The sequence below is a fragment of the Streptomyces dangxiongensis genome (genome assembly GCF_003675325.1).
Lineage (GTDB): Bacteria > Actinomycetota > Actinomycetes > Streptomycetales > Streptomycetaceae > Streptomyces > Streptomyces dangxiongensis.
Map to the genome: position 1 here is coordinate 5,967,809 of NZ_CP033073.1, position 24,139 is coordinate 5,991,947.

Genomic DNA, 24,139 nt, shown 5'->3' on the forward strand with positions numbered 1-24,139 from the left:
GGAGGGGTCCGTCACTCCCACTCCCAGGCGATCCCCACGATGCCCGGCCGGATGCGCGGCTCGACCACGTGCGCACAGTGGTGCAGGCCGGTCACGGCGAGGTCCTGGCGGCCGCTGCGCGGAGCCGCCGGCGAGTGCTGGGCGAAGCGGTGGCAGCGGGCCGGCAGGGCGGCCGGATCGAAGCGCACCTGGAGCGCGTACTGGCCACCGGGAGAGCCGAACCGCTGGACATGCTCACGAGCGGTACCGGCCGTGCCGTCCTCCACGGCGTACCGGAAGAGGAACGTGTCGCCGGAGCGCAGCCGGGTGTCGAACAGCAGCTCGGCCACCAGCACGCCGGTGTCCTGGTCCCAGCGCAGGCGTCCGGTGCGGCAGTTCTCCAGGGCGCGCACGGTCATACGGCGGGGATCGCAGCCCCGGTCGCCGTGGTGGACGGCGACGAAGCGGTCGACGCCGTCGCTGTGGGCCCGCACGATGTGGTGGGCCTCGCGGCCGGCCAGCTCGCGCCGGGCGCCGATCCGGACGCATTCATGGTGCCCCAGGGTGTGCAGCCCGCCGTCCACGGACCAGCCAAGGTCGGCCGTGAGCCGGTCCAGGACGTCCGAGGCCTCCACCAGGGAGCGGTAGGAGCGGCCCCCCGGACGGCCGGCCGTCGAGCGCTCGCCGACCTCGGCGAGCAGCCGGATCAGTGACTCGTCCGGGAGCTGGAGTATCTCCTCCAGCGCTCGTACGGCGCGCAGCGACTCGGGCCGCTGTGGGCGGCGGGCGCCCTGCTGCCAGTAGCTGAGGCTGGTCACGCCCACCTTGACTCCGTGGCGGGACAGATGGTGCTGCACGCGCTGGAGCGGCAGTCCGCGTGCGGCGATCGCGGCGCGCAGCGCCACGTGGAAGGGGCCGCCGCGCAGGGCCGTGTCGAGTTCCGCGGTGGGGACGTCCGCGTGCTCTGTGGCATGCCGCATGCCGAGGGGCCTTTCTGTGAGGTGTCACTCCGGCTGGTCGGGCCGTCTGTGCGGGTCCGCGGGCCACCCCCGTGGGCGCTGCGGGCCCGTGGCCGGGCACGCCGCGCCCGTGTGCAGGCGTGCACGGCCCCGAGTTCCCCCGCATTGAAGCGTGTTGACCAGGACCCGACAACACCTGGCGCCCGACCGCAGTGGACGGCTGGCCGGACCTCACCATCTCGCGGCGGGGGCGGCGGGGGAGGGCCATCGGGGGGCCGCGCCGGTGAGCATTGCTGGTGAGGAGGCCGGTGAACAGGGCGCACGGACAGGGGTGCGGACATCGCGGCGGCGGTGCCGCCGACGCACTCCCGGGGCGCCGCAGGGGGGCGGGCGTCGTCCACAGGCGCGACGCGGTGTCGGTGCTCGCCAGTAGGGTGTGAGACATGGCCGATCCCTCCAGCTACCGCCCCAGGCCGGGAGACATCCCGGACTCTCCCGGGGTGTACAGGTTCCGTGACGAGCACCGCCGGGTGATCTACGTCGGAAAGGCGAAGAGCCTGCGCCAGCGCCTGGCGAACTACTTCCAGGACCTGGCGAACCTGCACCCGCGCACCCGGACGATGGTGACCACCGCCGCGTCCGTGGAGTGGACCGTGGTGTCCACGGAGGTGGAGGCGCTCCAGCTTGAGTACTCCTGGATCAAGGAGTACGACCCCCGGTTCAACGTCAAGTACCGCGACGACAAGAGCTACCCGTACCTCGCGGTGACGATGAACGAACAGTTCCCGCGCGTGCAGGTGATGCGCGGTCACAAGAAGAAGGGCGTCCGGTACTTCGGTCCGTACGCGCACGCGTGGGCGATCCGGGACACCGTCGACCTGCTGCTGCGGGTCTTCCCGGTGCGCACCTGCTCGGCCGGTGTCTTCAAGAACGCCGCCCGTACCGGCCGCCCCTGCCTGCTCGGTTACATCGACAAGTGCTCCGCCCCCTGTGTCGGCCGGATCACCCCCGAGGACCACCGGGACCTGGCCGACGAGTTCTCTGACTTCATGACCGGCCGCACGGGTACCTACCTCCGCCGTCTGGAGAAGCAGATGACGGACGCGGCCGAGGAGATGGAGTACGAACGGGCGGCCCGCCTGCGCGACGACATCGGGGCCCTGAAGAGGGCCATGGAGAAGAACGCGGTCGTGCTCGCCGACGCGACCGACGCCGACCTCATCGCCGTCGCCGAGGACGAGCTGGAGGCGGCCGTCCAGATCTTCCACGTACGCGGCGGCCGGGTCCGCGGCCAGCGCGGCTGGGTGACCGACAAGGTCGAGGAGGTCACCACCGGCGCCCTGGTCGAACACGCCCTCCAGCAGCTCTACGGCGAGGAGACCGGGGACGCGGTTCCCAAGGAGGTGCTGGTGCCGGCCCTGCCCGAGCCGGTCGAGCCGGTCCAGGAGTGGCTGGCCGCCCGCCGCGGGTCGAACGTCTCGCTGCGCATCCCGCAGCGCGGCGACAAGAAGGCGCTCATGGAGACCGTGCAGCGCAACGCCCAGCAGTCCCTCGCCCTGCACAAGACGAAACGCGCCTCCGACCTGACCACCCGCTCGCGTGCGCTGGAGGAGATCGCCGAGGCCCTCGACCTGGACAGCGCCCCGCTGCGCATCGAGTGCTACGACATCTCGCACCTCCAGGGCGACGACGTGGTGGCCTCCATGGTCGTGTTCGAGGACGGCCTCCAGCGCAAGAACGAGTACCGCCGCTTCCAGATCAAGGGCTTCGCCGGCCAGGACGACGTCCGCTCCATGCACGAGGTGATCACCCGGCGCTTCCGGCGCTACCTGGCCGAGAAGGAGCGGACGGGGGAGTGGGCCGACGGCGCCGGCACCGAGGAGGTGCTCACGGACGGCGACGGCGCGCTCGCCGGCCCGGAAGTGGTCACCGACTCCCTCAAGGACGACGACGGGCGTCCCAGGAAGTTCGCGTATCCGCCGCAACTCGTCGTCGTCGACGGAGGTCAGCCGCAGGTCGCGGCGGCCCGGCGCGCCCTGGACGAGCTGGGCATCGACGACATCGCGGTCTGCGGGCTCGCCAAGCGCCTGGAAGAGGTCTGGGTGCCCGGCGAGGACGACCCGGTGGTCCTGCCCCGCACCAGCGAGGGTCTCTACCTGCTCCAGCGGGTCCGGGACGAGGCCCACCGGTTCGCGATCACCTACCAGCGGACCAAGCGTGCCAAACGCTTCCGGGCCGGCCCGCTGGACGACGTGCCCGGGCTGGGCGAGACCCGCAAGCAGGCGCTCATCAAGCACTTCGGCTCGGTGAAGAAACTGCGGTCCGCCACCATCGAGCAGATCCAGGAAGTGCCCGGGATAGGCCGGAAGACGGCCGAGACCATCGCCGTGGCCCTCGCCCGGGCGGTCCCGGCCGCACCCGCCGTGAACACGGCGACCGGAGAGATTATTGAGGACGAGGAACCCGACACGACGGGGGGTTCCTCGGGGGAGCCCGTGACCACGGGCCCCCCGGACGGACGACGGGGGCAGGAGACATGACCGAGCACGAGGCACAGCCCACAGCGCGGCGAGAACAGACGCACAGCGACACGGGCGACGAGGTCGCCCGGCAGGACGCCGGCCAGGGAGCGGGCGAGGACAACGGAGCACAGGTGAGTACGGGCAGCGAGACAGCCGGGGCCCCCGAGGCGGCCATCCCCGAGCTGGTGATCATCTCCGGCATGTCCGGAGCGGGCAGATCCACGGCCGCGAAGTGTCTGGAGGACCTCGGCTGGTTCGTCGTGGACAACCTCCCGCCCGCGCTGATCCCCACCATGGTGGAGCTGGGCGCCCGGTCCCAGGGCAACGTGGCGCGGATCGCGGTCGTCGTGGACGTCCGGGGCCGGCGCTTCTTCGACAACCTGCGCGAGTCCCTCGCCGACCTGGACACCCGGGGCGTCACCCGCAGGATCGTCTTCCTGGAGTCCTCCGACGAGGCACTCGTGCGCCGCTTCGAGTCGGTGCGCCGGCCGCATCCCCTCCAGGGCGACGGCCGCATCGTGGACGGCATCGCCGCCGAGCGGGAGCTGCTGCGCGAGCTGCGCGGCGACGCCGATCTGGTGATCGACACCTCCAGCCTGAACGTGCACGAGCTGCGCGCCAAGATGGACGCCCGGTTCGCCGGAGAGGAGGAGCCCGAGCTGCGGGCCACCGTGATGTCCTTCGGCTTCAAGTACGGTCTGCCGGTCGACGCCGACCTGGTCGCGGACATGCGGTTCCTGCCCAACCCGCACTGGGTCCCGGAGCTGCGCCCGTACACCGGCGTCAACGAGGAGGTCGCCGCCTACGTCTTCAACCAGCCCGGTGCGAAGGAGTTCCTGGACCGGTACGCCGAGCTGCTGCGGCTCATCGCGGCCGGCTACCGCCGCGAGGGCAAGCGGTATGTGACCATCGCCATCGGCTGTACCGGCGGCAAGCACCGCTCGGTCGCGATGTCGGAGAAGCTCGCCGCGCGGCTCGCGGCCGAGGGCGTGGAGACGGTGGTCGTGCACCGGGACATGGGACGGGAATGACAGGACGTACACCGCGGCTGGGCAGGCTGCGCCGCAGGGTGCCCGAGGCCCGTGCCGGCCGCCCGGCCGAGGTCCGTGGGGGCCGGCCCCGGCGGCGCGGCGCCCAGCCCAAGGTGGTCGCGCTCGGCGGCGGCATGGGCCTGTCCGCGTCGCTCACGGCGCTGCGCCGGATCACCGGCGATCTCACCGCCGTCGTCACCGTGGCCGACGACGGCGGCTCCAGCGGACGGCTCCGGGACGAGCTGGGCGTGCTGCCGCCCGGCGACCTGCGCAAGGCGCTGGCCGCGCTGTGCGGGGACGACGACTGGGGCCAGACCTGGTCCCGGGTCATCCAGCACCGCTTCCACTCCAGGGGCGACCTGCACGACCACGCGGTCGGCAACCTGCTGATCGTCGCCCTGTGGGAGCAGCTCGGCGACCATGTGCAGGCCCTGGACCTGGTCGGCAGGCTGCTCGGGGCGCACGGGCGCGTGCTGCCCATGTCGGCCGTGCCGCTGGAGCTGCAGGCCCTGGTCAAGGGGCACGATCCGCAGCGCCCGGACGACGTGGACACGGTCCGCGGGCAGGCGACCGTGGCCCTCACGCCCGGCGAGGTGCAGTCGGTGCACCTGGTGCCGCACGACCCGCCGGCCGTGCCGGAGGCCGTGGCGGCGGTCCTGGACGCGGACTGGGTGGTCCTCGGTCCCGGCTCCTGGTTCTCCTCGGTGATCCCGCACCTGCTCGTTCCCGAGCTGCTCGACGCCCTCACCGAGACCAAGGCCCGCCGGGTGCTCTCCCTGAACCTCGTGCCGCAGCCGGGAGAAACCGAGGGCTTCTCACCGCAGCGTCATTTGGAGGTTTTGGGCCGACACGCCCCTAAACTCGCCCTGGACGTGGTGCTGGCCGACGAGGCCGCCGTGCCCGACCGTGAATCGCTCACCGAGGCCGCCAAGCGGCTGGGAGCCGCGGTCGAGCTGGCGCCGGTGGCCCGGACCGACGGAACGCCCCGGCATGATCCGGAGCTGTTGGCCGCCGCGTACGACCGTATTTTTCGGATGCATGGAAGGAGGATCGGCCCATGGCGATGACGGCAGCGGTGAAGGACGAGATCTCCCGGCTCCCCGTCACCCGGACCTGCTGCAGGAAGGCAGAGGTCTCCGCCGTTCTGCGGTTCGCCGGCGGCCTCCATCTGGTGAGCGGGCGCATCGTGATCGAGGCGGAGCTGGATACCGCGATGGCGGCGCGCCGGCTCAAGCGGGACATCCTGGAGATCTTCGGCCACAGTTCCGAGCTGATCGTGATGGCGCCCGGCGGGCTGCGCCGCGGCTCGCGGTACGTGGTGCGCGTGGTCGCGGGCGGTGACCAGTTGGCCCGCCAGACGGGCCTCGTGGACGGCCGCCGGGGCCGTCCGATCCGCGGGCTGCCCCCGCAGGTGGTGTCCGGGGCCACCTGTGACGCGGAGGCGGCCTGGCGCGGGGCGTTCCTGGCGCACGGCTCGCTGACCGAGCCCGGCCGCTCCTCCTCCCTGGAGGTGACCTGCCCGGGCCCGGAGGCCGCGCTTGCGCTGGTCGGCGCGGCCCGCAGACTTTCCATCGCCGCGAAGGCCCGCGAGGTGCGCGGTGTGGACCGGGTGGTCGTCCGGGACGGGGACGCGATCGGCGCCCTGCTCACCCGTCTGGGCGCGCACGAGTCGGTGCTGGCCTGGGAGGAGCGCCGGATGCGCCGGGAGGTGCGGGCCACCGCCAACCGGCTCGCCAACTTCGACGACGCCAACCTGCGCCGTTCGGCGCGCGCCGCGGTGGCCGCCGGGGCCCGGGTCCAGCGCGCCCTGGAGATCCTCGGGGACGAGGTGCCGGAGCACCTCGCCGCCGCCGGACGGCTGCGCATGGAGCACAAGCAGGCCTCCCTGGAGGAGCTGGGCGCGCTCGCCGACCCGCCCCTGACGAAGGACGCGGTCGCGGGCCGGATCCGCCGCCTGCTGGCGATGGCCGACAAGCGCGCCTCCGACCTGGGCATCCCGGGCACGGACGCCAACCTCAGCGAGGAGCTGGCGGACAACCTGGTCGGCTGACGATACGTCACACTGCGGGTGCCGGGGACCGGTCGGAGCCTCGGCACCGGCCGTTCGGGGCTCGTTCACCGCCTCCCTCGGCGTGTCCGTGAGGCGCTCTTGACTCGATCAAGGAGTGACATGAGCCTGGCAGCGGTTCGTCGCTGTGGCGGACCACCGCTAGGGGGGTTCATGAGACACAGAGCGAGATCGATCCTCGCTGTCGGCGCGCTTCTGATCGGCGGAGCGAGCCTTGCGCCCATCGCCCAGGCACAGAACGGACGTCCGGCGCCACCCCGGCCGGACGAGGTCAGGGTCTTCCGCGCCGACGTCACCCGGCAGCAGGTGCCCCTGTTGCTCGAGGCGGGGCAGGACGGCCGCGAACTCGGCGAACAGGTGACCGGAAAGGGCCGGACGGAGGTCGAGGTCTACCTCACCGGCAAGCAGGCCGCGCGGCTGCGCGAACAGGGCGTCGACCTCACCGAGCGCACCCTGTCCGCCCGGGCACGGGCGCGCGTCGAGGACGCCGGGCAGGGCGTGTTCCGCCCCTACAGCGGCAGTGGCGGGCTCAGGGAGGAGATCCTGCGCACCGCCCGGGACCACCCCGGTCTCACCAAGGTGGAGTCCATCGGCAGGACCGTCGACGGCCAGGACATCCTCGCGCTCAGACTCACCAGGAACGCCGAGAGGTCGCGGGACGGCTCCAAGCCGTCCGTGCTGTACATGTCCAACCAGCACGCGCGCGAGTGGATCACCCCGGAGATGACCCGGCGTCTGATGCACTACTACCTGGACCACTACACGACCGACCGGCGGGTCAAGAAGATCGTCGACTCGACCGAGCTGTGGTTCGTCCTGTCGGCCAACCCGGACGGCTACGACTACACCTTCCGGGACGCCGGCACCCGCCTGTGGCGCAAGAACCTGCGGGACGTCAACGGCGACGGCGTCATCGGCACGGGTGACGGCGTCGACCTCAACCGCAACTTCCCGTACAAGTGGGGCTACGACGACGAGGGTTCGTCGCCCGACCCGACCAGCCAGACCTACCGCGGCGCGAGCCCCGCGTCCGAGCCCGAGACCCGGGCGCTGGACGCCTTCGAGAAGCGCATCGGTTTCAGGTACGCCATCAACTACCACTCCGCCGCCGAACTGCTGCTCTACGGCGTCGGCTGGCAGGTGGCCACCCCCACGCCCGACGACGTCCTCTACCGGGCGCTGGCCGGCACCCCCGACAACCCGGCCGTTCCCGGCTACCGTTCGCAGGTCTCCTCGGAGCTGTACACCACCAACGGCGAGGCGGACGGCCACGCGTCGAACGTCAACGGGATGGCGATGTTCACCCCGGAGATGTCGACCTGCCAGACCGCGTCGGACCTCGATCCGGACGACGCCTGGAAGGCCCAGGACTGCCGGTCGGTCTTCAGCTTCCCGGACGACGAGAAGCTGATCCGGCAGGAGTTCGAGAAGAACGTCCCGTTCGCGCTCTCCGTCGCGGAGACCGCCGTACACCCCGACAGGCCGGCCTCCTCGGTCGGTCTGAGCGCCGCCGACTTCACCCCGGCCGCGTTCTCCACGTCGTACTCCCGGGGCGCGGACCAGGAGGTCTCGGCCGTCGTCCGCAAGGCGATCCGGGACAAGGAGCTGAAGTACCGCGTCAACGGCGGCCGTACGCTCGACCAGGCGCTGCGGCCCTGGAAGGGCGGGCAGACCTACGGCGGCGAGGACAACCTCTACTTCGACGAGTACCGGGCCAGGGTGCGCGACGGCGCGCCGGGCGACCGGGTCGAGGTGTGGTTCACCGGCGAGACCAGGGCCGGCAGGAAGGTCTCCAGCTCCCACTTCACGTACACCGTCGCCGAGCGCCCGAAGGCGGACACCCTCGTCGTCGCCGAGGAGGGGACGGCCGCCACCCAGGCGCGGGCGTACGTGGACGCGCTGAAGGCGGCCGGGCACAGGGCCCTCGTGTGGGACGTGGCCACCCAGGGCGCCCCCGACGCGCTCGGCGTGCTGCGGCACTTCCGGACGGTCGTGCACTACTCGGGGGCGAAGGGCCCGGCCAACCCCACCCAGCTCGAGCTGCGCGCCTACCTCAACGAGGGCGGCAGACTGATCGAGGCCGGTGAGCTGGCCGGCGGCAGCGTCGACCTCGGCGACGGCACCCTGTCGGACGACTTCAGCCAGTACTACCTGGGGGCCTTCAGCCGTACGTCGACCAAGGGGGCCACCGGCTTCACCGGCACCGGCGCGCTCGACGGCGTCACCGGCACCCTCGGCGACGCGCCCGGCAACCCGTTGGACAGGGCGGGCACCTACGGCGTCACCTCCGACGAGCTGCCGGACTCCACGTACCCGCAGTTCAGGAGCGCGGGCGCGGGGACGTTCCCCGGGACGGCCGACCCGTACGGGCCGTACACGGGTGCCGCCATGGCCGCCGCCGTGCACACCGACGACGCCTACAAACGACTCACCCGCACCATCGACCTCACCGGTGTCGGCGCCGCCGACAAGCCGGCCCTGAGCATGCGGCTGCTGTGGGACACCGAGCCCGGCTACGACCACGCGGTGGTCGAGGCGCACACCACGGGCGCCGCCGACTGGACGACCCTGCCGGAGGCCGGCGGGGCCACGAGCACGGCCGTGCCGGCCGACTGCGGGGACGGCTTCCTGATCGGCGAGCACCCGTGGCTCAAGCACTACCTGACGCTGACGGGCAACACCTGCACGGCGACCGGCACCACCGGTTCCTGGAACAGCCTCACCGGCAGCTCCGGCGGGTGGCGGCAGGTGAGTTTCGACCTGAGCGGGTACGCCGGGAAGTCCGTCGAGGTGTCGCTCGGCTACGTCACCGACCCCGGCAGCGGCGGCCACGGTGTCCTGGCCGACGACGCCTCACTGGTGGTGGGCGGCACGGCGAGGGAGACCGAGGGCTTCGAGTCGTCCCTGGGCGCCTGGAGGGCGGCCGGACCTCCCCCCGGCAGCCCGGCGGTGCTCAAGGACTGGGCGCGCACCGGGACGCTGTTCCGGACGTACGCAGCGGTCGCCACGGACGACACCGTGCTGCTCGGATTCGGCCTCGAACAGATGGCGTCGGCGGCCGACCGGGCGGCTCTGCTGAGGAAGGCGTTCGACTCGCTCGACAGGTGAGCGGACCCCCTTCTCAACGGTGCGCGAACGGGGTGCCCATCAAGTGAGCCGACCCGCTCACGAACGAGTGAAAATGGCGCCGAAAGTGCCCCGCAATTCGTCGCACATACGGATGAAACCGTTGCCGATCCGAGGCGGTCCGTACCCCTACTGACCAGTACGGACCGCCTGCCCGTGTATGCGCCATCTCGATGTCACCCCGGGGCCCGCAGAGAGGTAGGGTCGGTGGTGGTCGGGGACATCCCAAACAGAGCTCGCCGGCACCGCATGGCCGGCGTACCAACGAGGAGATCGGTTCGTGACGATCCGCGTAGGCATCAACGGCTTCGGCCGTATCGGGCGTAACTACTTCCGCGCACTGCTGGAGCAGGGCGCAGACATCGAGGTCGTGGCTGTCAACGACCTGGGTGACACCGCGACCACCGCCCACCTGCTCAAGTACGACACGATCCTGGGCCGCCTCAAGCAGGAGGTCTCCCACACCGCCGACACGATCACGGTCGACGGTCACACCATCAAGGTGCTCTCCGAGCGCAACCCCTCGGACATCCCGTGGGGCGAGCTGGGCGTCGACATCGTCATCGAGTCGACCGGCATCTTCACCAAGAAGGACGACGCCGCCAAGCACATCGCCGGCGGCGCCAAGAAGGTCCTCATCTCGGCTCCGGCCAAGGACGAGGACATCACCATCGTGATGGGCGTCAACCAGGACAAGTACGACGCGGCGAACCACCACGTCATCTCCAACGCCTCCTGCACCACCAACTGTGTGGCGCCGATGGCCAAGGTCCTCGACGAGAACTTCGGCATCGTCCGGGGCCTGATGACGACAGTGCACGCGTACACGAACGACCAGCGCATCCTTGACTTCCCGCACAAGGACCTGCGCCGCGCCCGTGCCGCCGCCGAGAACATCATCCCGACGACCACCGGCGCCGCCAAGGCCACCGCCCTGGTGCTGCCGCAGCTCAAGGGCAAGCTGGACGGCATGGCCATGCGCGTCCCGGTCCCGACCGGCTCGGTCACCGACCTCGTCGTGGAACTCAGCCGCGAGGTCACCAAGGAAGAGGTCAACGCCGCCTTCCAGAAGGCCGCCGAGGGCGAGCTGAAGGGCCTCATCGACTACACCGAGGACCCGATCGTCTCCTCGGACATCGTCAACGCCCCGGCGTCCTGCACCTTCGACTCCTCCCTGACCATGGTCCAGGAGGGCAACAGCGTGAAGGTCATCGGCTGGTACGACAACGAGTGGGGCTACTCCAACCGCCTCGTGGACCTCACGGTCTTCGTCGGCAACCAGCTCTGATCGCTGGAGCAGGACCCCGAAGTGGGCGCAGGGCCCGGGCAGCGCACCGCCGCGCTGCCCGGGCCCTGTCCCGCGTACTGACCACGTCCTCTTACGATCAGGTGCACCACGAGCCCTCCTCAGGAGTCCACTCAATGAAGACGATCGACGAACTTCTCGCCGACGGCGTACGCGGCAAGCGGGTCTTCGTCCGCGCCGACCTCAACGTGCCGCTGGCCGACGGGACGATCACCGACGACGGCCGTATCCGCGCCGTCCTGCCCACCGTCAGGGCCCTCGCCGACGCGGGCGCCAAGGTGGTCGTCGCCTCCCACCTGGGCCGCCCCAAGGGCGCTCCGGACCCCGCCTTCTCCCTCGCGCCGGCCGCTTCCCGCCTGGGTGAACTCCTCGGTTCCGACGTGGCCTTCGCGACCGACACCGTCGGGCAGTCCGCCGCGGACACGGTCGCCGGTCTCGCCGACGGCCGGGTCGCCGTCCTGGAGAACCTGCGCTTCAACCCCGGCGAGACCGCCAAGGACGACACCGAGCGCGGCGCCTTCGCCGACCGGCTCGCCGCCCTCGCGGACGTCTACGTCGGTGACGGCTTCGGCGCCGTGCACCGGGGGCACGCCTCCGTCTACGACCTCCCGGCCCGCCTGCCGCACTACGCCGGCTACCTCATCGCCACCGAGGTCGGCGTCCTGAAGAAGCTCACCGACGACGTCAAGCGCCCCTACGTCGTCGCGCTCGGCGGCGCCAAGGTCTCCGACAAGCTCGCCGTCATCGACCAGCTCCTCGGCAAGGCCGACCGCATCCTCGTCGGCGGCGGCATGGCCTACACCTTCCTCAAGGCCAAGGGCTACGAGGTCGGCATCTCCCTGCTCCAGGAGGACCAGGTCCCGGTCGTCCAGGAGTACATCCGGCGCGCCGAGGCGCAGGGTGTGGAGCTGGTGCTCCCCGTCGACGTCGTGGTCTCCCGGGAGTTCCCGGACCTGAAGGCCAAGGCCCCGACCGAGCACACCGTGGTCGACGCGGACAAGATCCCCGCCGACCAGGAGGGCCTGGACATCGGCCCGAGGACCCGGGAGCTGTACGCCTCGAAGCTCGCCGACGCCGAGACCGTGTTCTGGAACGGTCCGATGGGCGTCTTCGAGCACCCCGACTACGCCGAGGGCACCAAAGCGGTCGCCCGGGCCCTCGTCGGCGCCGGCGGTTTCACCGTCGTCGGCGGCGGTGACTCCGCCGCGGCCGTGCGTACGCTCGGCTTCGACGAGAACGCATTCGGCCACATCTCGACCGGTGGCGGCGCCTCCCTCGAATACCTCGAGGGCAAGACGCTCCCCGGCCTCGCCGCACTGGAGGACTGACCCTTGAGCACCCGCACGCCGATCATGGCGGGCAACTGGAAGATGAACCTCAACCACCTCGAGGCCATCGCGCACGTCCAGAAGCTCGCCTTCGCCCTGGCCGACAAGGACTACGAGGCCGTCGAGGTCGCCGTCCTGCCGCCCTTCACCGACCTCCGCTCCGTGCAGACCCTGGTCGACGGCGACAAGCTCCGCATCAAGTACGGCGCCCAGGACATCTCGCAGCACGACTCCGGTGCCTACACCGGCGAGATCTCCGGCCCGATGCTGGCCAAGCTGAAGTGCACGTTCGTGGTGATCGGCCACTCCGAGCGCCGCCAGTACCACAACGAGACCGACGAACTGGTCAACGCCAAGGTCAAGGCCGCCTACAAGCACGGCCTGACCCCGATCCTGTGCGTCGGCGAGGAGCTGGACGTCCGGGAGGCCGGCGACCACGTCGCCCACACCCTCGCCCAGGTCGACGGCGGTCTGAGGGACCTGCCGGCCGAGCAGGCCGAGACCGTCGTGATCGCCTACGAGCCCGTGTGGGCCATCGGCACCGGCAAGGTCTGCGGTGCCGAGGACGCCCAGGAGGTCTGCGCCGCCATCCGCGCCAGGCTCGGCGAGCTGTACTCGCAGGACGTGGCCGACAAGATCCGCATCCAGTACGGCGGCTCCGTGAAGTCGGGCAACGTCGCCGAGATCATGGCTCAGGCCGACATCGACGGCGCCCTGGTCGGCGGCGCCTCGCTGGACGCCGACGAGTTCGTCAGGATCGTGCGGTTCCGCGACCAGTGACGCGGCCATGAGTAGGCGGTAGCGGCGATACGTCGTACCCTTGCGGGGCCGGAACTGTCACGGGAGCTGCCAGCCCCCGCGGGAGCGTCGGCCCCGTCGTCCATCAGAATCCGAGGAAGTTGGTCCAGCCGTGGTTTTGGGGTTCTCGATCGCCCTGATCGTCTTCAGCCTGCTGCTGATGCTGCTGGTGCTGATGCACAAGGGGAAGGGCGGCGGCCTCTCCGACATGTTCGGCGGTGGCATGCAGTCCTCCGTCGGCGGTTCCTCGGTCGCCGAGCGCAACCTCGACCGGATCACCATCGTGATCGCTGTGCTGTGGTTCGCGTGCATCATCGTCCTCGGCCTGCTGATGAAGTCGAACGGCTGACACGCGAACAGCGCAACCCGCCCGTTTCGCACGTAAAGCCCCATGTTCGGTACGCGATCCTGAGCGCGGCCTATCATGGGGCTTGCGTCTTGATGTGGGGGCCGGTAACTCCAGTCACTGGACGCGCGTTGGGCCTTACGTAGACTGAGGCGCTCGCGGCGAAGCGAAACGCCGACTCGCTTCGCGGCACCATCACGCAGGGAGTTACGACCGTGGCAAGTGGCAACGCGATCCGAGGAAGCCGGGTCGGGGCGGGGCCGATGGGCGAGGCCGAGCGCGGCGAGTCCGCGCCGCGTCTGCGCATCTCCTTCTGGTGCTCCAACGGGCATGAGACGCAGCCGAGCTTCGCCAGCGACGCGCAGGTTCCCGAGACCTGGGACTGCCCACGCTGCGGCTTCCCGGCCGGCCAGGACCGGGACAACCCGCCGGACCCGCCGCGCACCGAGCCGTACAAGACGCACCTCGCGTACGTACGGGAGCGGCGCAGCGACGCGGACGGCGAGGCGATCCTCGCCGAGGCGCTCGCCAAACTGCGGGGCGAGATCTAGCGACACCGACCGGCCGGGTACCCGAGGGTGCCTGGCCGGAGCCGTGTGCGGCGCGCCGCCCCGGTCTGCCGTCGACGTGCCGGCTCACGTTCCATGCTGATCAACTAGGTTGGAACGGCTGGGACAGGCACGACGGAAGGCGGAGGTCGGAAATGAACGCGGACGGCCGTACGAGGCTCAACCGGACGCCCGAGTGGACGGCTCTGGCCGATCATCGCGCCGGGAACCAGCCGCGTTTGCGGGAGTTGTTCGAGGCCGATCCCGGCCGTGCGGAGCGGTACACGCTTCAGGTCGGTGATCTGCACATCGACTACAGCAAGCAGCTGGTGACCGACGAGACGCTGCGGTTGTTGCGGGAGCTGGCGGCGGCGGCGGACGTGTTCGGTCTGCGCGATGCCATGTTCGCCGGTGAGAGGATCAACGTCACCGAGGACCGGGCGGTGCTGCACACCGCGTTGCGTGCGCCGCGGGACGCGGTGGTCGAGGTCGACGGTGAGAACGTGGTGCCCCAGGTGCACGCCGTGCTGGAGAAGATGGCCGGGTTCGCCGAGCGGGTCCGTTCGGGTGAGTGGACCGGTCACAGCGGCCGGCGGATCCGTAACGTCGTCAACATCGGTATCGGGGCTCGGATCTGGGTCCGGCGATGGCCTATGAGGCGCTGCGTCCGTACGCGGCGCGGGAGTTGACGTTCCGGTTCGTGTCGAACGTGGACGGCGCGGACCTGCACGAGGCGACCCGGGACCTGGATGCGGCCGAGACGCTGTTCGTCGTGGCGTCCAAGACGTTCACCACGATCGAGACGATCACGAACGCCACCTCCGCGCGGACCTGGCTGCTGCGGGCGTTCGGCGGGGACGAGAAGGCGGTGGCGAGGCATTTCGTGGCGTTGTCCACGAACGGGGAGAAGGTCAGCGACTTCGGTATCGACCCGGAGAACATGTTCGGGTTCTGGGACTGGGTCGGCGGCCGGTACTCCTTCGACTCCGCGATCGGTCTGTCGTTGATGATCGCGATCGGTCCGCAGCGGTTCACCGAGATGCTGGAGGGTTTCCGGCTGGTCGACGACCATTTCCGTACCGCGCCGCCGGAGGCCAACGCCCCGCTGCTGCTGGGTCTGCTGGGTATCTGGTACGGCAATTTCCATGGCGCGCAGTCGCACGCGGTGCTGCCCTACAGCCACTACCTGTCCAAATTCACGGCCTATCTTCAGCAGTTGGACATGGAGTCCAACGGCAAGTCGGTGCAGCGTGACGGCACGCCGGTGCAGTGGCGGACGGGGCCGGTGGTGTGGGGCACGCCGGGCACGAACGGGCAGCACGCCTACTACCAGTTGATCCATCAGGGCACCGAGCTGATCCCGGCGGACTTCATCGGTTTCGCCCGTCCGGTGGGGGAGCTGAGCGGTGAACTGGCCGCGCAGCACGATCTGCTGATGGCGAACTTCTTCGCGCAGACGCAGGCGCTGGCGTTCGGCAAGACGGCCGAGGAGGTCCGTGCGGAGGGGGTGGCCGAGGAGCAGGTCGCGCACCGTACCTTCCACGGTGACCATCCCACCACGACGGTCCTGGCGCGGGAGCTGACCCCGTCCGTGCTCGGCCAGTTGATCGCCCTGTACGAGCACAAGGTGTTCGTCCAGGGCGCGGTGTGGAACATCGACTCCTTCGACCAGTGGGGCGTGGAACTGGGCAAGGTCCTCGCCAAACGCGTCGAACCCGCCCTCACCGAAGGCACCGACGTACCCGGCCTCGACCCGTCCACCAGGGCCCTCGTCGCCGCCTACCGGGAGCTGCGCGGCCGTAGCTGACACATCGCGGTGCCGGCCCCCGGCTCTGACCGGCCCGGCCCGGCACTGTCCGGTACGGCGCCGTCCGGCCCGGCGCAACAGCCCCCGCGGGCCGGGTTCAGCCCACCGCGCTCAGCGTGTCCGCGAGGCGCCGGCGGGCCGCCCGGGCCGCCGGGAGCGCGGCCAGTGCCGCCGCGCCCAGCACCGCCGCCGACCCCAGCAGGACAAGCTGCCCCGGTGCGGGGTACTGGGCGATCCCGGCCCCGATGCCGCTGGAGCCGCCCTGGGCGTCGATCAGCCGGCGGGCCAGCGGCAGCCCCAGCGCCATGGCGGCGACGGCCGCCGCCAGGGCCGTACAGCTCGTCGCGGTGACGGCGATCCCGGTGATCTGACGCGGCGACATCCCGATCGCCCGGAGCGCCAGCACGTCCCGCTCGCCCTCGCGGACGGTGCCGCCGATCGCGGTGAGCAGCTCGACCAGACCGATGAGGGCCAGCACGGCGATCAGCCCGGCGACCACCGCGCGCAGCGGGGACAGCCCGTCGGCCGGGTTCGTCACCGGATGCACGTCAAGGTGGCCGCGGCCGGCCGCGGTGAGGGCGGCGGCCACCCGCCGCGGGTCGGCACCGGGGCGCAGCCGCAGTTCCCAGAAGGCCGCGGACACGCCCGGATCGTTCTCGCGGAGGGTGTCCAGGGACGTGGTCACGACCCGCCCGGCGTTCTGCGGTTCGATGCTGCGGCCCACGATGTGCAGGATCTGCGGCCGGTCGCCCACCGTCATCCGCACCCAGTCCCCGACCCGCGCGTGCAGCAGGTCGAGCAGGCCCTGGCCGGCCACCGCCTCGTCCGGCCCGCGGGCGGCCCGGCCCTCGGCGAGGACGCGGGGACAGGGCTCCGCGCGGGTGCCGATGCCGCGCAGCGCGATGGTCCCGGTCTGCCCGGGGACCAGCGCGGCCACCTCGACGCCGGGGTAGGCGGCGGCGACCCGGGGATCACGGGTCAGCAGGGCCCGGGTGCCGGACGGGGACGGCGCGCCGTCCGAGCGGACCGTGAGCGCCGTGGGCAGGCCCATCCGTTCGGGGCTGCTGTGGAAGCGGTCGAGCGTGGTCCACGCGCTGAGCGCCACCACGATCAGCAGCAGCGGCAGCGTCAGCCGGGCCACGGTGGCCAGGGACCGGCCGCGCCCCGCGAACGCCTTGTGGCAGCCGAGGACCAGCGCGGCCGGCAGCCGCAGGCCGAGCGCCCGCCGGGCCGGCCCGGTCAGCCGGCCGCCCGCCGGCCCGGCCGGGCGCGGCACCGGGACCGGCGGCACCCGCCCCGCCCGCCAGGCCGCGAGCCCCGTGGTCAGGCCGATGAACAGCACCGCGCCCGTCGGCACCGCGGACAGCGCCACGGTGTGCCCGGGCAGCCCCTGCCACACGCCCACGGCGTCCCCGAGCCGTCCCGGGACCCGGCTGCCCAGCGCCTCGGTGAGCGCCGCCGCGGCCACGGCGCCGAGCAGGGCGTACGCCAGGTGCTGGAGCAGGAAGATCCGTACGACCTGCCCGGGGGTGAAGCCGATCGCCTTCAGCACCGACAGGTCCCGCAGATGTCCGCGGATGCGGGTGGCGATCGCGCCGTGCACCGCGAACCCGGCGGCGATCAGGGCGCCCAGGCCGAACAGCCCGAGCACCTGGCCCAGCAGACGGTTCTCGCCCTGCGCCGCGGCGCGGGCCTGCTGCCAGGTCGAGACCTCCCCGACGACGCCCGCGCCCAGCACGGTGACGGCGCGCTGCACGGCGTAGTCCGTGTCGGCCGGGTCGTCGAGCCGCAGCCCGACGACCTGGCCGCCGGAGGCGCGTACGGCGGACGGCAACGCCCACACCAGCCCCGGCTGCTCGCCCGGGCGGTAGGGGGGGTCGGCGCTGTCCGCGACCCCTTCGACGGTCACGGTGCGGGCCGTGCCCGGCAGGGCCAGGGTGTCCCCGGGTTCGGCCAGCAGGGCGCGGGCCAGGCTGCTCTCCAGCACCACGCCGTCCGGCACGGCCGGGTCAAGCCAGTGCCCGGCGGTCAGCAGCGGCCGGCCGACGGAGGGCGGGCGGGGGGTGCCGCGCAGCTCCACGGCGGCGCGGGTGCCGCGGGCGGTGACGGTGGCGGACTCGGTGCGGTAGGGACCGGCGACCGCGGTGACGCCGTCCAGCCGGGCCACGGCACGGGTGTCGGCGGCCGGGGTGGTGTGCAGCCACACGTGTGCCCCGCGCGCCTCGGCGAACGTGCGCTGCCAGGGGTTGGTGGCGTACCCGAACAGGGCGGTGGCGAACAACAGCGAGGCGACGATGCCGGCGGTGGCCAGCACCAGGAACAGCGCCTCGCCGCGGTGCGTGCGCAGATCGGAGTGCGCCCAGCGCAGAGCGGCCCGCACCCGCCTCAGCCCCTCAGTCCGGCCCGCGCCGGGGGCCGCCTCGTCGGTCCCGGGCGGCTCACGCGGGGGCGGCTCGCCGGCGGGCGGGTGTGCGGTCGGCCCATCAGTCCCTCAGCTCCAGTACGGCGGAGATGCCGCCGCGCCGGGGCGGCGGGGTGCCGTCCAGCGTGGCGTCGTCGGCTATGCGGCCGTCGAAGAAGCTGATCACCCGGTCGGCGGCGCTGGCCAGCCGGGCGTCGTGGGTGACGAGGACGATGCTCTGCCCGCGGCCGTGGAAGCGGGACAGCAGCCGCATCACCTCGCGGGTGCCCTTGCTGTCCAGGCTGCCGGCCGGCTCGTCCGCGAGCAGCAGCGGCGGATGGTTGACCAGTGCCCGGGCGAGCGCGACCCGCTGCTGCTCGCCGCCGGACAGCTCGCCCGGCATGCTGCGCTCCTTGCCCTCCAGACCCAGCTCGGCGAGGAGTTCCGCGCGCTCGGCGCGGGCCTTCCTCGGCGGGACACCGGCCAGCAGCGCGGGCAGCTCGACGTTGTCGGCGACCGACAGGTTCGACACCAGGTTGAAGAACTGGAAGACGATCCCGATGGACTTCCTGCGCTCCACCGCCCACCGGGCCTCGCCGAAGGAGTCCGTGCACCGGCCGTCGAGCCAGATGCTGCCCTCGTCCGGCCGCTGGAGTCCGCCGAGCAGGTGCAGCAGCGTCGACTTGCCCGCACCGGACGGGCCGGTGATCGCCACGAACTCGCCGCGCGCCACGGACAGGCCGACCCCGCGCACGGCACGCGCGGGCGCGCCCTCGCCGTGGTGGGTCTTCACCAGGCCCTCGGCCCGCAGCACGGGGGCGGCGTGCTCGCTCATTCCAGTTCCTCCTGGCACCGCTCCAGCCAGTCGAGGTCCGCCTGGAGGTGCAGCATCGCGCCCTCGATCAGCAGATGGGCGATTCGGTTGTCCCGGTCCTCGGCCGCGGCCAGTTTCGACAGGACGCGCATGGTGTTGAGGTACTGGCGCCGCTGCCGGTTGATGAGGGCGATCTGGTCGGCGAGACCGGTCTGCGGGGCGAGGGCGAGCTTCATGAAGAACTCGTCCCGCACCCGCGGCTCGTCCTCGGTCTCCTCGAACCAGACGTGCAGTGCCTCGCGTCCGGCGTCGGTGAGGCGGTAGACCTTTTTGTTGGGCCGGCTCGACTGCTCGACGTCCTCGCCCTCGATCAGCCCGGACTTCTCCAGGCGGCCGAGGGTGACGTAGACCTGGCCGATGTTCGGCTGAGGGTACGCGGAGCCCAGCAGTTGCTCAAGGTCCTGTTTCAGCTCGTAGCCGTGGGCCGGGCCGCGGGCGAGGAGTGCCAGGAGGGGCAGGCGCACGCGTGCTGTCCTCCTGTCTGCCGCATGTGCTCCAGGCCCTAGTATCGCGCATACCTAACAGGTATACATGGCCTCTGTCCCCGGGCGAAGACGCCCGTGGTGCCGGTGTACAGGGAGGAACCTATGCGGTGGACGCACGCCGCCGGTAGGGTCCTTCTCGTACTCGTGGTGATCATGGCAGGGTACGTGGCCTCCGGTGCCCGTGCCGACGAGGCCGCCCGCAGCGGTCGCGGCCCGCTCACCCTGGCCACCGCAGGGGACCTCACCGGCTATCTCGGCCCCCTGCTGCGGGGCTGGAACCGCACTCACCCCGGTGAGAGGGTCACCCTCGTCGAGCTGCCGGACTCCGCCGACGAGACGCACGCGCAGATGACGACCGACCTGCGCGGCGGCGGCCGGGGCCGGTTCGACGTCCTCAACATCGACGTCGACTGGACCTCGGAGTTCGCGGCGGCCGGCTGGATCAGCCCGCTGCCCCGCGACCGCTTCCCGCTGCGCAGCTTCCTGGCGCCGGTGGTGGACACGGCGACGTACGGCGGCCGGCTGTACGCGGTGCCGTACGTCACGAACGCCGGGCTGCTCCTGTACCGCAAGGACGTCCTCGCGAAGGAGGGCGTGCCCCCGCCGCGCACCTGGGCCGAACTGGAGCACGACGCGCGGACCATCGCGCCGAAGTACGGGCTCGCCGGCTACGCGGGCCAGTTCCTGCCCTACGAGGGGCTCACCGTGAACGCGGCCGAGGCCGTGTACTCGGCGGGCGGCACGATCCTCGGCGGCGAGGGCAGGCGTGTCACCGTCGACTCCGCCGCGGCCCGCGAGGGCATCGGCTTCCTCGCCCGCGGCGTCCGCGAGGGCTGGATACCGAAGCAGGCGCTGACGTACAAGGAGGAGGAGTCCAAGCGGGCCTTCCAGGACGGCAGGCTGCTCTTCCTGCGCAACTGGCCCTACGCGTACGCCGTCGCCTCGGCCGCGGGCTCGAAGGTCGCCGGGAGGATCGGCGCCGTACCCCTGCCGGGGCCCGACGGGCCGGGGACGAGCGTCCTCGGCGGCTCGAACCTCGCGGTCAACGCCCACGCCCGGCACCCCGACTCCGCCGCGCGGCTGATCGCCTACCTCACCAGCGCGCCCGTCCAGCGCGAGGTGCTCGTACGGGGCGCGCTGCCGCCCGTGCGCGCCGCGCTGTACGAGGATCCCGCGCTGGTGCGAAGGTTCCCCTACCTGCCGACCCTGCGCACCGCGGTCGTGACCGCCAGGCCGCGCCCCAGGAGCCCGCACTACGACCAGGTCAGCCTGGCCGTGCAGGCGGTCGTGCAGGACGCGCTCACCGGGCGGCAGACGCCCGGCCGGGCCGTGCGCCGGCTGGCGCGCGAACTCGACGCCATCGCCCGTCGCTGACGCGACACCATGGGGCGTCTTTAGTTACTTGTTAGGTAACGCCGCCATCACGACTGTGTGCGTCGTGCGGCGATTTGCCCTTGTTCATCCACGCAACTGGTCAGTATTTTTCGTTCACTTCGTTGACACCTCTGCTCGTCTCCTACCTAACATGCATGCACAACAGCCCCCTTTCAGAGACAGGTTCCACAGGGTTGAACAGGCATCATTGGTGGCGCGACGCGGTGATCTACCAGGTCTACGTCCGCAGCTTCCTGGACAGCACCGGCGACGGCATCGGCGACCTCGCCGGCGTCCGGGCGGGGCTCCCGTACCTCAAGAAGCTCGGCGTCGACGGCATCTGGCTGAGCCCGTTCTACCCCTCCCCGCAGCACGACCACGGCTACGACGTGGCCGACTACTGCGACGTCGACCCGGTCTTCGGCGACCTCGCCGAGTTCGACCTGCTGATGACCGCGGCCCGGCGGCTCGGCATCAGGGTGCTCCTCGACATCGTCCCCAACCACTGCTCCAGCGAGCACCCGTGGTTCCGCGCCGCCCTGGCGGGCGAGCCCGGCAGTCCGGCCCGCGCACGCTTCCACTTCGCCGACGGCCGGGGCCCCGACGGCAGCGCGCCGCCCAACAACTGGCACGCCATGTTCGGCGGCCCGGCCTGGTCCCGGGTCACGGAGTCCGACGGCCGCCCCGGCCAGTGGTACCTGCACATGTTCACGCCCGAACAGCCCGACTGGAACTGGCGCGACCCCGGCGTCCCCGCCGAGTTCGAGCGCGTCCTGCGCTTCTGGCTCGACCGGGGAGTGGACGGCTTCCGCATCGACGTCGCCGCCGGGCTGTACAAGCACCCCGCACTGCCCGACTCCGACGACCCGCAGGCCGACGCCCGCACCCGCGACTCGGTCAACCCGCTCGCCTGGAACCAGCCCGAGGTGCACGAGGTGTGGCGCCGCTGGCGCGCCGTCTGCGAGGAGTACACCGGCCGCGACGGACGCGAACGCCTCCTGGTCGGCGAGGTCTCCGTCCCCACCGCCCGCGAACACGCCCTCTACGTCCGCCCCGACGAACTCCACCAGGCCTTCTTCTTCGACCTGCTCGGTGCCGCCTGGGACGCCGACGCCTTCCGCAAGGTCATCTCGGAGGCCATGCAGGACATCGCCGGCACCGGTTCCACCGTCACCTGGGTCCTCAACAACCACGACCAGGTCCGCACCGTCACCCGCTACGGCGAACCCGCCACCGAGGGCAGCGGACTGGGCGCCGCCCGCGCCCGCGCCGCCGCGCTGCTGATGCTGGCCCTGCCCGGTGCCGCGTACATCTACCAGGGCGAGGAGCTGGGCCTGCCCGAGGTCGTCGACCTGCCCGACGACGTCCTCACCGACCCGATCTTCCGGCGCACCGGCAGCCGCGCCCGCATCCGCGACGGCTGCCGGGTGCCCCTGCCATGGTCCGGGCAGGCCTCGCCGTTCGGCTTCACCTCCGGCACCGAGGGAGCCAAACCCTGGCTGCCCCAGCCGTCGTACTTCGCCGAGTACGCCACCGACCGGGCCCTCGCCGACACCCGCTCCTTCTGGCACCTGTACCGCGACGGCCTCCAGCTACGGCACTCGCTGCCCCAACTGGGCGAGGGCGCCCTGCGCTGGCTCGACACCCCGCCCGGCGTCCTCGGCTTCGTCCGCGGCGACGGACTGGTCTGCGCCGTCAACTTCGGTACGGCCCCCACCCCCGCGCCGGCCCCCGGCACCCCCCTGCTCTCCAGCGACGGCCCCTGCCCGCCCGGCGTCCTGCCCGGCTCCACGGCCGCCTGGTGGCTGACCGGCCTCTGATCCACCGCCATTCCCCTAGGAAAGGTCCGTCAACGATGATGCGACGACGCACGACCCTGCTCACCGGCTGCACCGCCCTCGCGCTCGCCCTCGGCGCCACCGCCTGTGGCGGCGGACCGGTCTCCGCGGGCGGCGGTGACAAGGCCCTCGACGGCCAGACGGTCACCGTGGCCGGTGTCTGGTCCGGCAGCGAACAGAAGAACTTCCAGAAGGTGCTGGACGCCTTCACCGAGAAGACCGGCGCCAGAACACAGTTCGTGTCCACCGGCGACAACGTCTCCACCGTCGTCGGCAGCAAGATCGAGGGCGGCAACGCACCCGACGTCGTGATGGTCCCGCAGGTCGGCGTCCTGCAGCAGTTCGCGAAGAAGGGCTGGCTCACGCCGCTCTCGCAGACCGCCCGGCGGACCGTCGACGCCGACTACGCCCCCGTGTGGAAGAAGTACGGCAGCGTCGACGGCACCCTGTACGGCCTCTACTTCAAGGCCGCCCACAAGTCGACCGTCTGGTACAGCCCCGAAGCGCTCACGGCCGCCGGGGTCCGGCCGCCGAAGACGTACGACGAGCTGCTGAAGGCCGGGCGCACCGTCTCCGACTCCGGGCTCGCCGCCTTCGCGGTCGCCGGACAGGACGGCTGGACCCTCACCGACTGGTTCGAGAACGTCTACCTCTCCCAGGCCGGCCCCGGGAAGTACGACGCCCTCGCCGCCCACACGCTCAAGTGGACGGACCCCAGCGTCGTGAAGGCGCTCACCACCCTCGGCAAGCTGTTCGAGGACAAGCAACTCGTCGCGGGCGGCCCGAACGAGGCCCTGAACACCGACTTCCCCGGCTCCGTGGAGAAGGTCTTCGGCCCGAAGCCGCGGGCCGGCATGGTCTACGAGGGAGACTTCGTCGCCGGCGTCGCCCACGACCAGTACGGGAAGGCCATCGGCAAGGACGCCGACTTCTTCCCCTTCCCCGCGGTCGGCGGCGGCAGCGCTCCCGTCGTCAGCGGCGGTGACGCGGCGGTCGTCCTCAAGGACGCCAAGAACGCCAAGGCCGGCATGAAGCTGCTGGAGTACCTGGCGACCCCCGAGGCGGCGGCCGTCTGGGCGAAGGCGGGCGGCTTCCTGTCGCCCAACAGGAAGCTCGGCCTCGACCGGTACGGCGACGACGTCACCCGCGCCACCGCCAAGTCCCTGACCGGCGCCGGGAACTCGGTCCGCTTCGACATGTCCGACCAGGCACCGGCCGCCTTCGGCGGCACCAAGGGCACCGGCGAGTGGAAGCTCCTCCAGGACTTCCTGCGCGACCCGTCCGACCCCAGGGGGACCGCCGCGAAGCTGGAGTCCGCCGCCGCCAAGGCCTACCGGGACTGAGCCGCG

General features: G+C 71.7%; 17 protein-coding genes and 1 pseudogene. 14 read left to right on the forward strand and 4 right to left on the reverse strand.

From position 1 onward, the window contains the following. Positions 1-11: 11 nt before the first annotated feature. Positions 12-959, reverse strand: coding sequence for a hypothetical protein (locus tag D9753_RS26930; RefSeq protein WP_121789350.1), 948 nt, complete (start codon positions 957-959; stop codon positions 12-14). Positions 960-1,381: 422 nt separating this feature from the next. On the opposite strand from D9753_RS26930, the gene uvrC reads away from it, so the two are divergent. The 11 genes and pseudogenes from uvrC to pgi all read left to right on the forward strand — a co-directional run bounded on the left by uvrC (position 1,382) and on the right by pgi (position 15,818). After that, positions 1,382-3,478 (forward strand): excinuclease ABC subunit UvrC, encoded by a 2,097-nt coding sequence (gene uvrC / locus D9753_RS26935; protein ID WP_121789351.1) that lies wholly within the window; start codon positions 1,382-1,384, stop codon positions 3,476-3,478. Beyond that, positions 3,475-4,491 (forward strand): RNase adapter RapZ, encoded by a 1,017-nt coding sequence (gene rapZ / locus D9753_RS26940; RefSeq protein WP_121789352.1) that lies wholly within the window; start codon positions 3,475-3,477, stop codon positions 4,489-4,491. Before uvrC ends, rapZ begins: the two co-directional genes overlap by 4 nt. Then, positions 4,488-5,558, forward strand: coding sequence for a gluconeogenesis factor YvcK family protein (locus tag D9753_RS26945; RefSeq protein ID WP_121789353.1), 1,071 nt, complete (start codon positions 4,488-4,490; stop codon positions 5,556-5,558). Before rapZ ends, D9753_RS26945 begins: the two co-directional genes overlap by 4 nt. Further along, entirely contained in the window at positions 5,549-6,541 is a 993-nt protein-coding gene (gene whiA / locus D9753_RS26950) for a DNA-binding protein WhiA (RefSeq protein ID WP_121789354.1), read from the forward strand. The genes D9753_RS26945 and whiA overlap by 10 nt, the downstream gene beginning before the upstream one ends. A 171-nt stretch (positions 6,542-6,712) precedes the next feature. Next, positions 6,713-9,667: a M14 family metallopeptidase gene (locus tag D9753_RS26955; RefSeq protein ID WP_121789355.1), complete on the forward strand. Its 2,955-nt coding sequence runs from the start codon at positions 6,713-6,715 to the stop codon at positions 9,665-9,667. A 298-nt stretch (positions 9,668-9,965) separates the two neighbouring features. Further along, positions 9,966-10,973, forward strand: coding sequence for a type I glyceraldehyde-3-phosphate dehydrogenase (gene gap / locus D9753_RS26960; protein WP_121789356.1), 1,008 nt, complete (start codon positions 9,966-9,968; stop codon positions 10,971-10,973). Positions 10,974-11,107: 134 nt separating this feature from the next. Further along, complete coding sequence (locus tag D9753_RS26965) at positions 11,108-12,319, forward strand: phosphoglycerate kinase (RefSeq protein ID WP_121789357.1); 1,212 nt, start codon at positions 11,108-11,110, stop codon at positions 12,317-12,319. 3 nt (positions 12,320-12,322) lie between these two features. Further along, positions 12,323-13,099, forward strand: coding sequence for a triose-phosphate isomerase (gene tpiA / locus D9753_RS26970; protein WP_121789358.1), 777 nt, complete (start codon positions 12,323-12,325; stop codon positions 13,097-13,099). A gap of 130 nt (positions 13,100-13,229) precedes the next feature. Beyond that, positions 13,230-13,466, forward strand: coding sequence for a preprotein translocase subunit SecG (gene secG / locus D9753_RS26975; RefSeq protein ID WP_121789359.1), 237 nt, complete (start codon positions 13,230-13,232; stop codon positions 13,464-13,466). A 212-nt stretch (positions 13,467-13,678) separates the two neighbouring features. Beyond that, complete coding sequence (locus D9753_RS26980) at positions 13,679-14,014, forward strand: RNA polymerase-binding protein RbpA (protein WP_003976875.1); 336 nt, start codon at positions 13,679-13,681, stop codon at positions 14,012-14,014. A 152-nt stretch (positions 14,015-14,166) separates the two neighbouring features. Beyond that, positions 14,167-15,818, forward strand: a pseudogene (gene pgi / locus D9753_RS26985) (glucose-6-phosphate isomerase). 97 nt (positions 15,819-15,915) lie between these two features. Here pgi and D9753_RS26990 read toward each other — a convergent pair. The 3 genes from D9753_RS26990 to D9753_RS27000 all read right to left on the reverse strand — a co-directional run bounded on the left by D9753_RS26990 (position 15,916) and on the right by D9753_RS27000 (position 19,557). Next, positions 15,916-18,198 (reverse strand): FtsX-like permease family protein, encoded by a 2,283-nt coding sequence (locus D9753_RS26990; protein WP_121789360.1) that lies wholly within the window; start codon positions 18,196-18,198, stop codon positions 15,916-15,918. A 103-nt stretch (positions 18,199-18,301) separates the two neighbouring features. Beyond that, complete coding sequence (locus tag D9753_RS26995; protein WP_121789361.1) at positions 18,302-19,054, reverse strand: ABC transporter ATP-binding protein; 753 nt, start codon at positions 19,052-19,054, stop codon at positions 18,302-18,304. After that, complete coding sequence (locus D9753_RS27000; RefSeq protein WP_121789362.1) at positions 19,051-19,557, reverse strand: PadR family transcriptional regulator; 507 nt, start codon at positions 19,555-19,557, stop codon at positions 19,051-19,053. Before D9753_RS27000 ends, D9753_RS26995 begins: the two co-directional genes overlap by 4 nt. Before the next feature lie 123 nt (positions 19,558-19,680). On the opposite strand from D9753_RS27000, the gene D9753_RS27005 reads away from it, so the two are divergent. The 3 genes from D9753_RS27005 (at position 19,681) to D9753_RS27015 (ending at position 24,133) form a co-directional block, all read left to right on the forward strand. Then, entirely contained in the window at positions 19,681-20,952 is a 1,272-nt protein-coding gene (locus tag D9753_RS27005; RefSeq protein ID WP_121789363.1) for an ABC transporter substrate-binding protein, read from the forward strand. A gap of 155 nt (positions 20,953-21,107) precedes the next feature. Continuing rightward, positions 21,108-22,772 (forward strand): glycoside hydrolase family 13 protein, encoded by a 1,665-nt coding sequence (locus D9753_RS27010; protein WP_205614275.1) that lies wholly within the window; start codon positions 21,108-21,110, stop codon positions 22,770-22,772. Positions 22,773-22,807: 35 nt separating this feature from the next. Further along, positions 22,808-24,133 carry an ABC transporter substrate-binding protein gene (locus tag D9753_RS27015; RefSeq protein WP_121789365.1) on the forward strand — a complete coding sequence of 442 codons (1,326 nt, stop codon included), beginning with the start codon at positions 22,808-22,810 and terminating at the stop codon, positions 24,131-24,133. Positions 24,134-24,139 lie beyond the last annotated feature (6 nt).

Coding starts and splice junctions, on each gene's coding strand:
- D9753_RS26930 (WP_121789350.1), bottom strand. CDS start 959: ATGCGGCATGCCACAGAGCACGCGGACGTCCCCACCGCGGAACTCGAC.
- uvrC (WP_121789351.1), top strand. CDS start 1,382: ATGGCCGATCCCTCCAGCTACCGCCCCAGGCCGGGAGACATCCCGGAC.
- D9753_RS26965 (WP_121789357.1), top strand. CDS start 11,108: ATGAAGACGATCGACGAACTTCTCGCCGACGGCGTACGCGGCAAGCGG.
- rapZ (WP_121789352.1), top strand. CDS start 3,475: ATGACCGAGCACGAGGCACAGCCCACAGCGCGGCGAGAACAGACGCAC.
- D9753_RS27010 (WP_205614275.1), top strand. CDS start 21,108: ATGCACAACAGCCCCCTTTCAGAGACAGGTTCCACAGGGTTGAACAGG.
- D9753_RS27005 (WP_121789363.1), top strand. CDS start 19,681: ATGCGGTGGACGCACGCCGCCGGTAGGGTCCTTCTCGTACTCGTGGTG.
- D9753_RS26945 (WP_121789353.1), top strand. CDS start 4,488: ATGACAGGACGTACACCGCGGCTGGGCAGGCTGCGCCGCAGGGTGCCC.
- D9753_RS27015 (WP_121789365.1), top strand. CDS start 22,808: ATGATGCGACGACGCACGACCCTGCTCACCGGCTGCACCGCCCTCGCG.
- D9753_RS26955 (WP_121789355.1), top strand. CDS start 6,713: ATGAGACACAGAGCGAGATCGATCCTCGCTGTCGGCGCGCTTCTGATC.
- D9753_RS26995 (WP_121789361.1), bottom strand. CDS start 19,054: ATGAGCGAGCACGCCGCCCCCGTGCTGCGGGCCGAGGGCCTGGTGAAG.
- whiA (WP_121789354.1), top strand. CDS start 5,549: ATGGCGATGACGGCAGCGGTGAAGGACGAGATCTCCCGGCTCCCCGTC.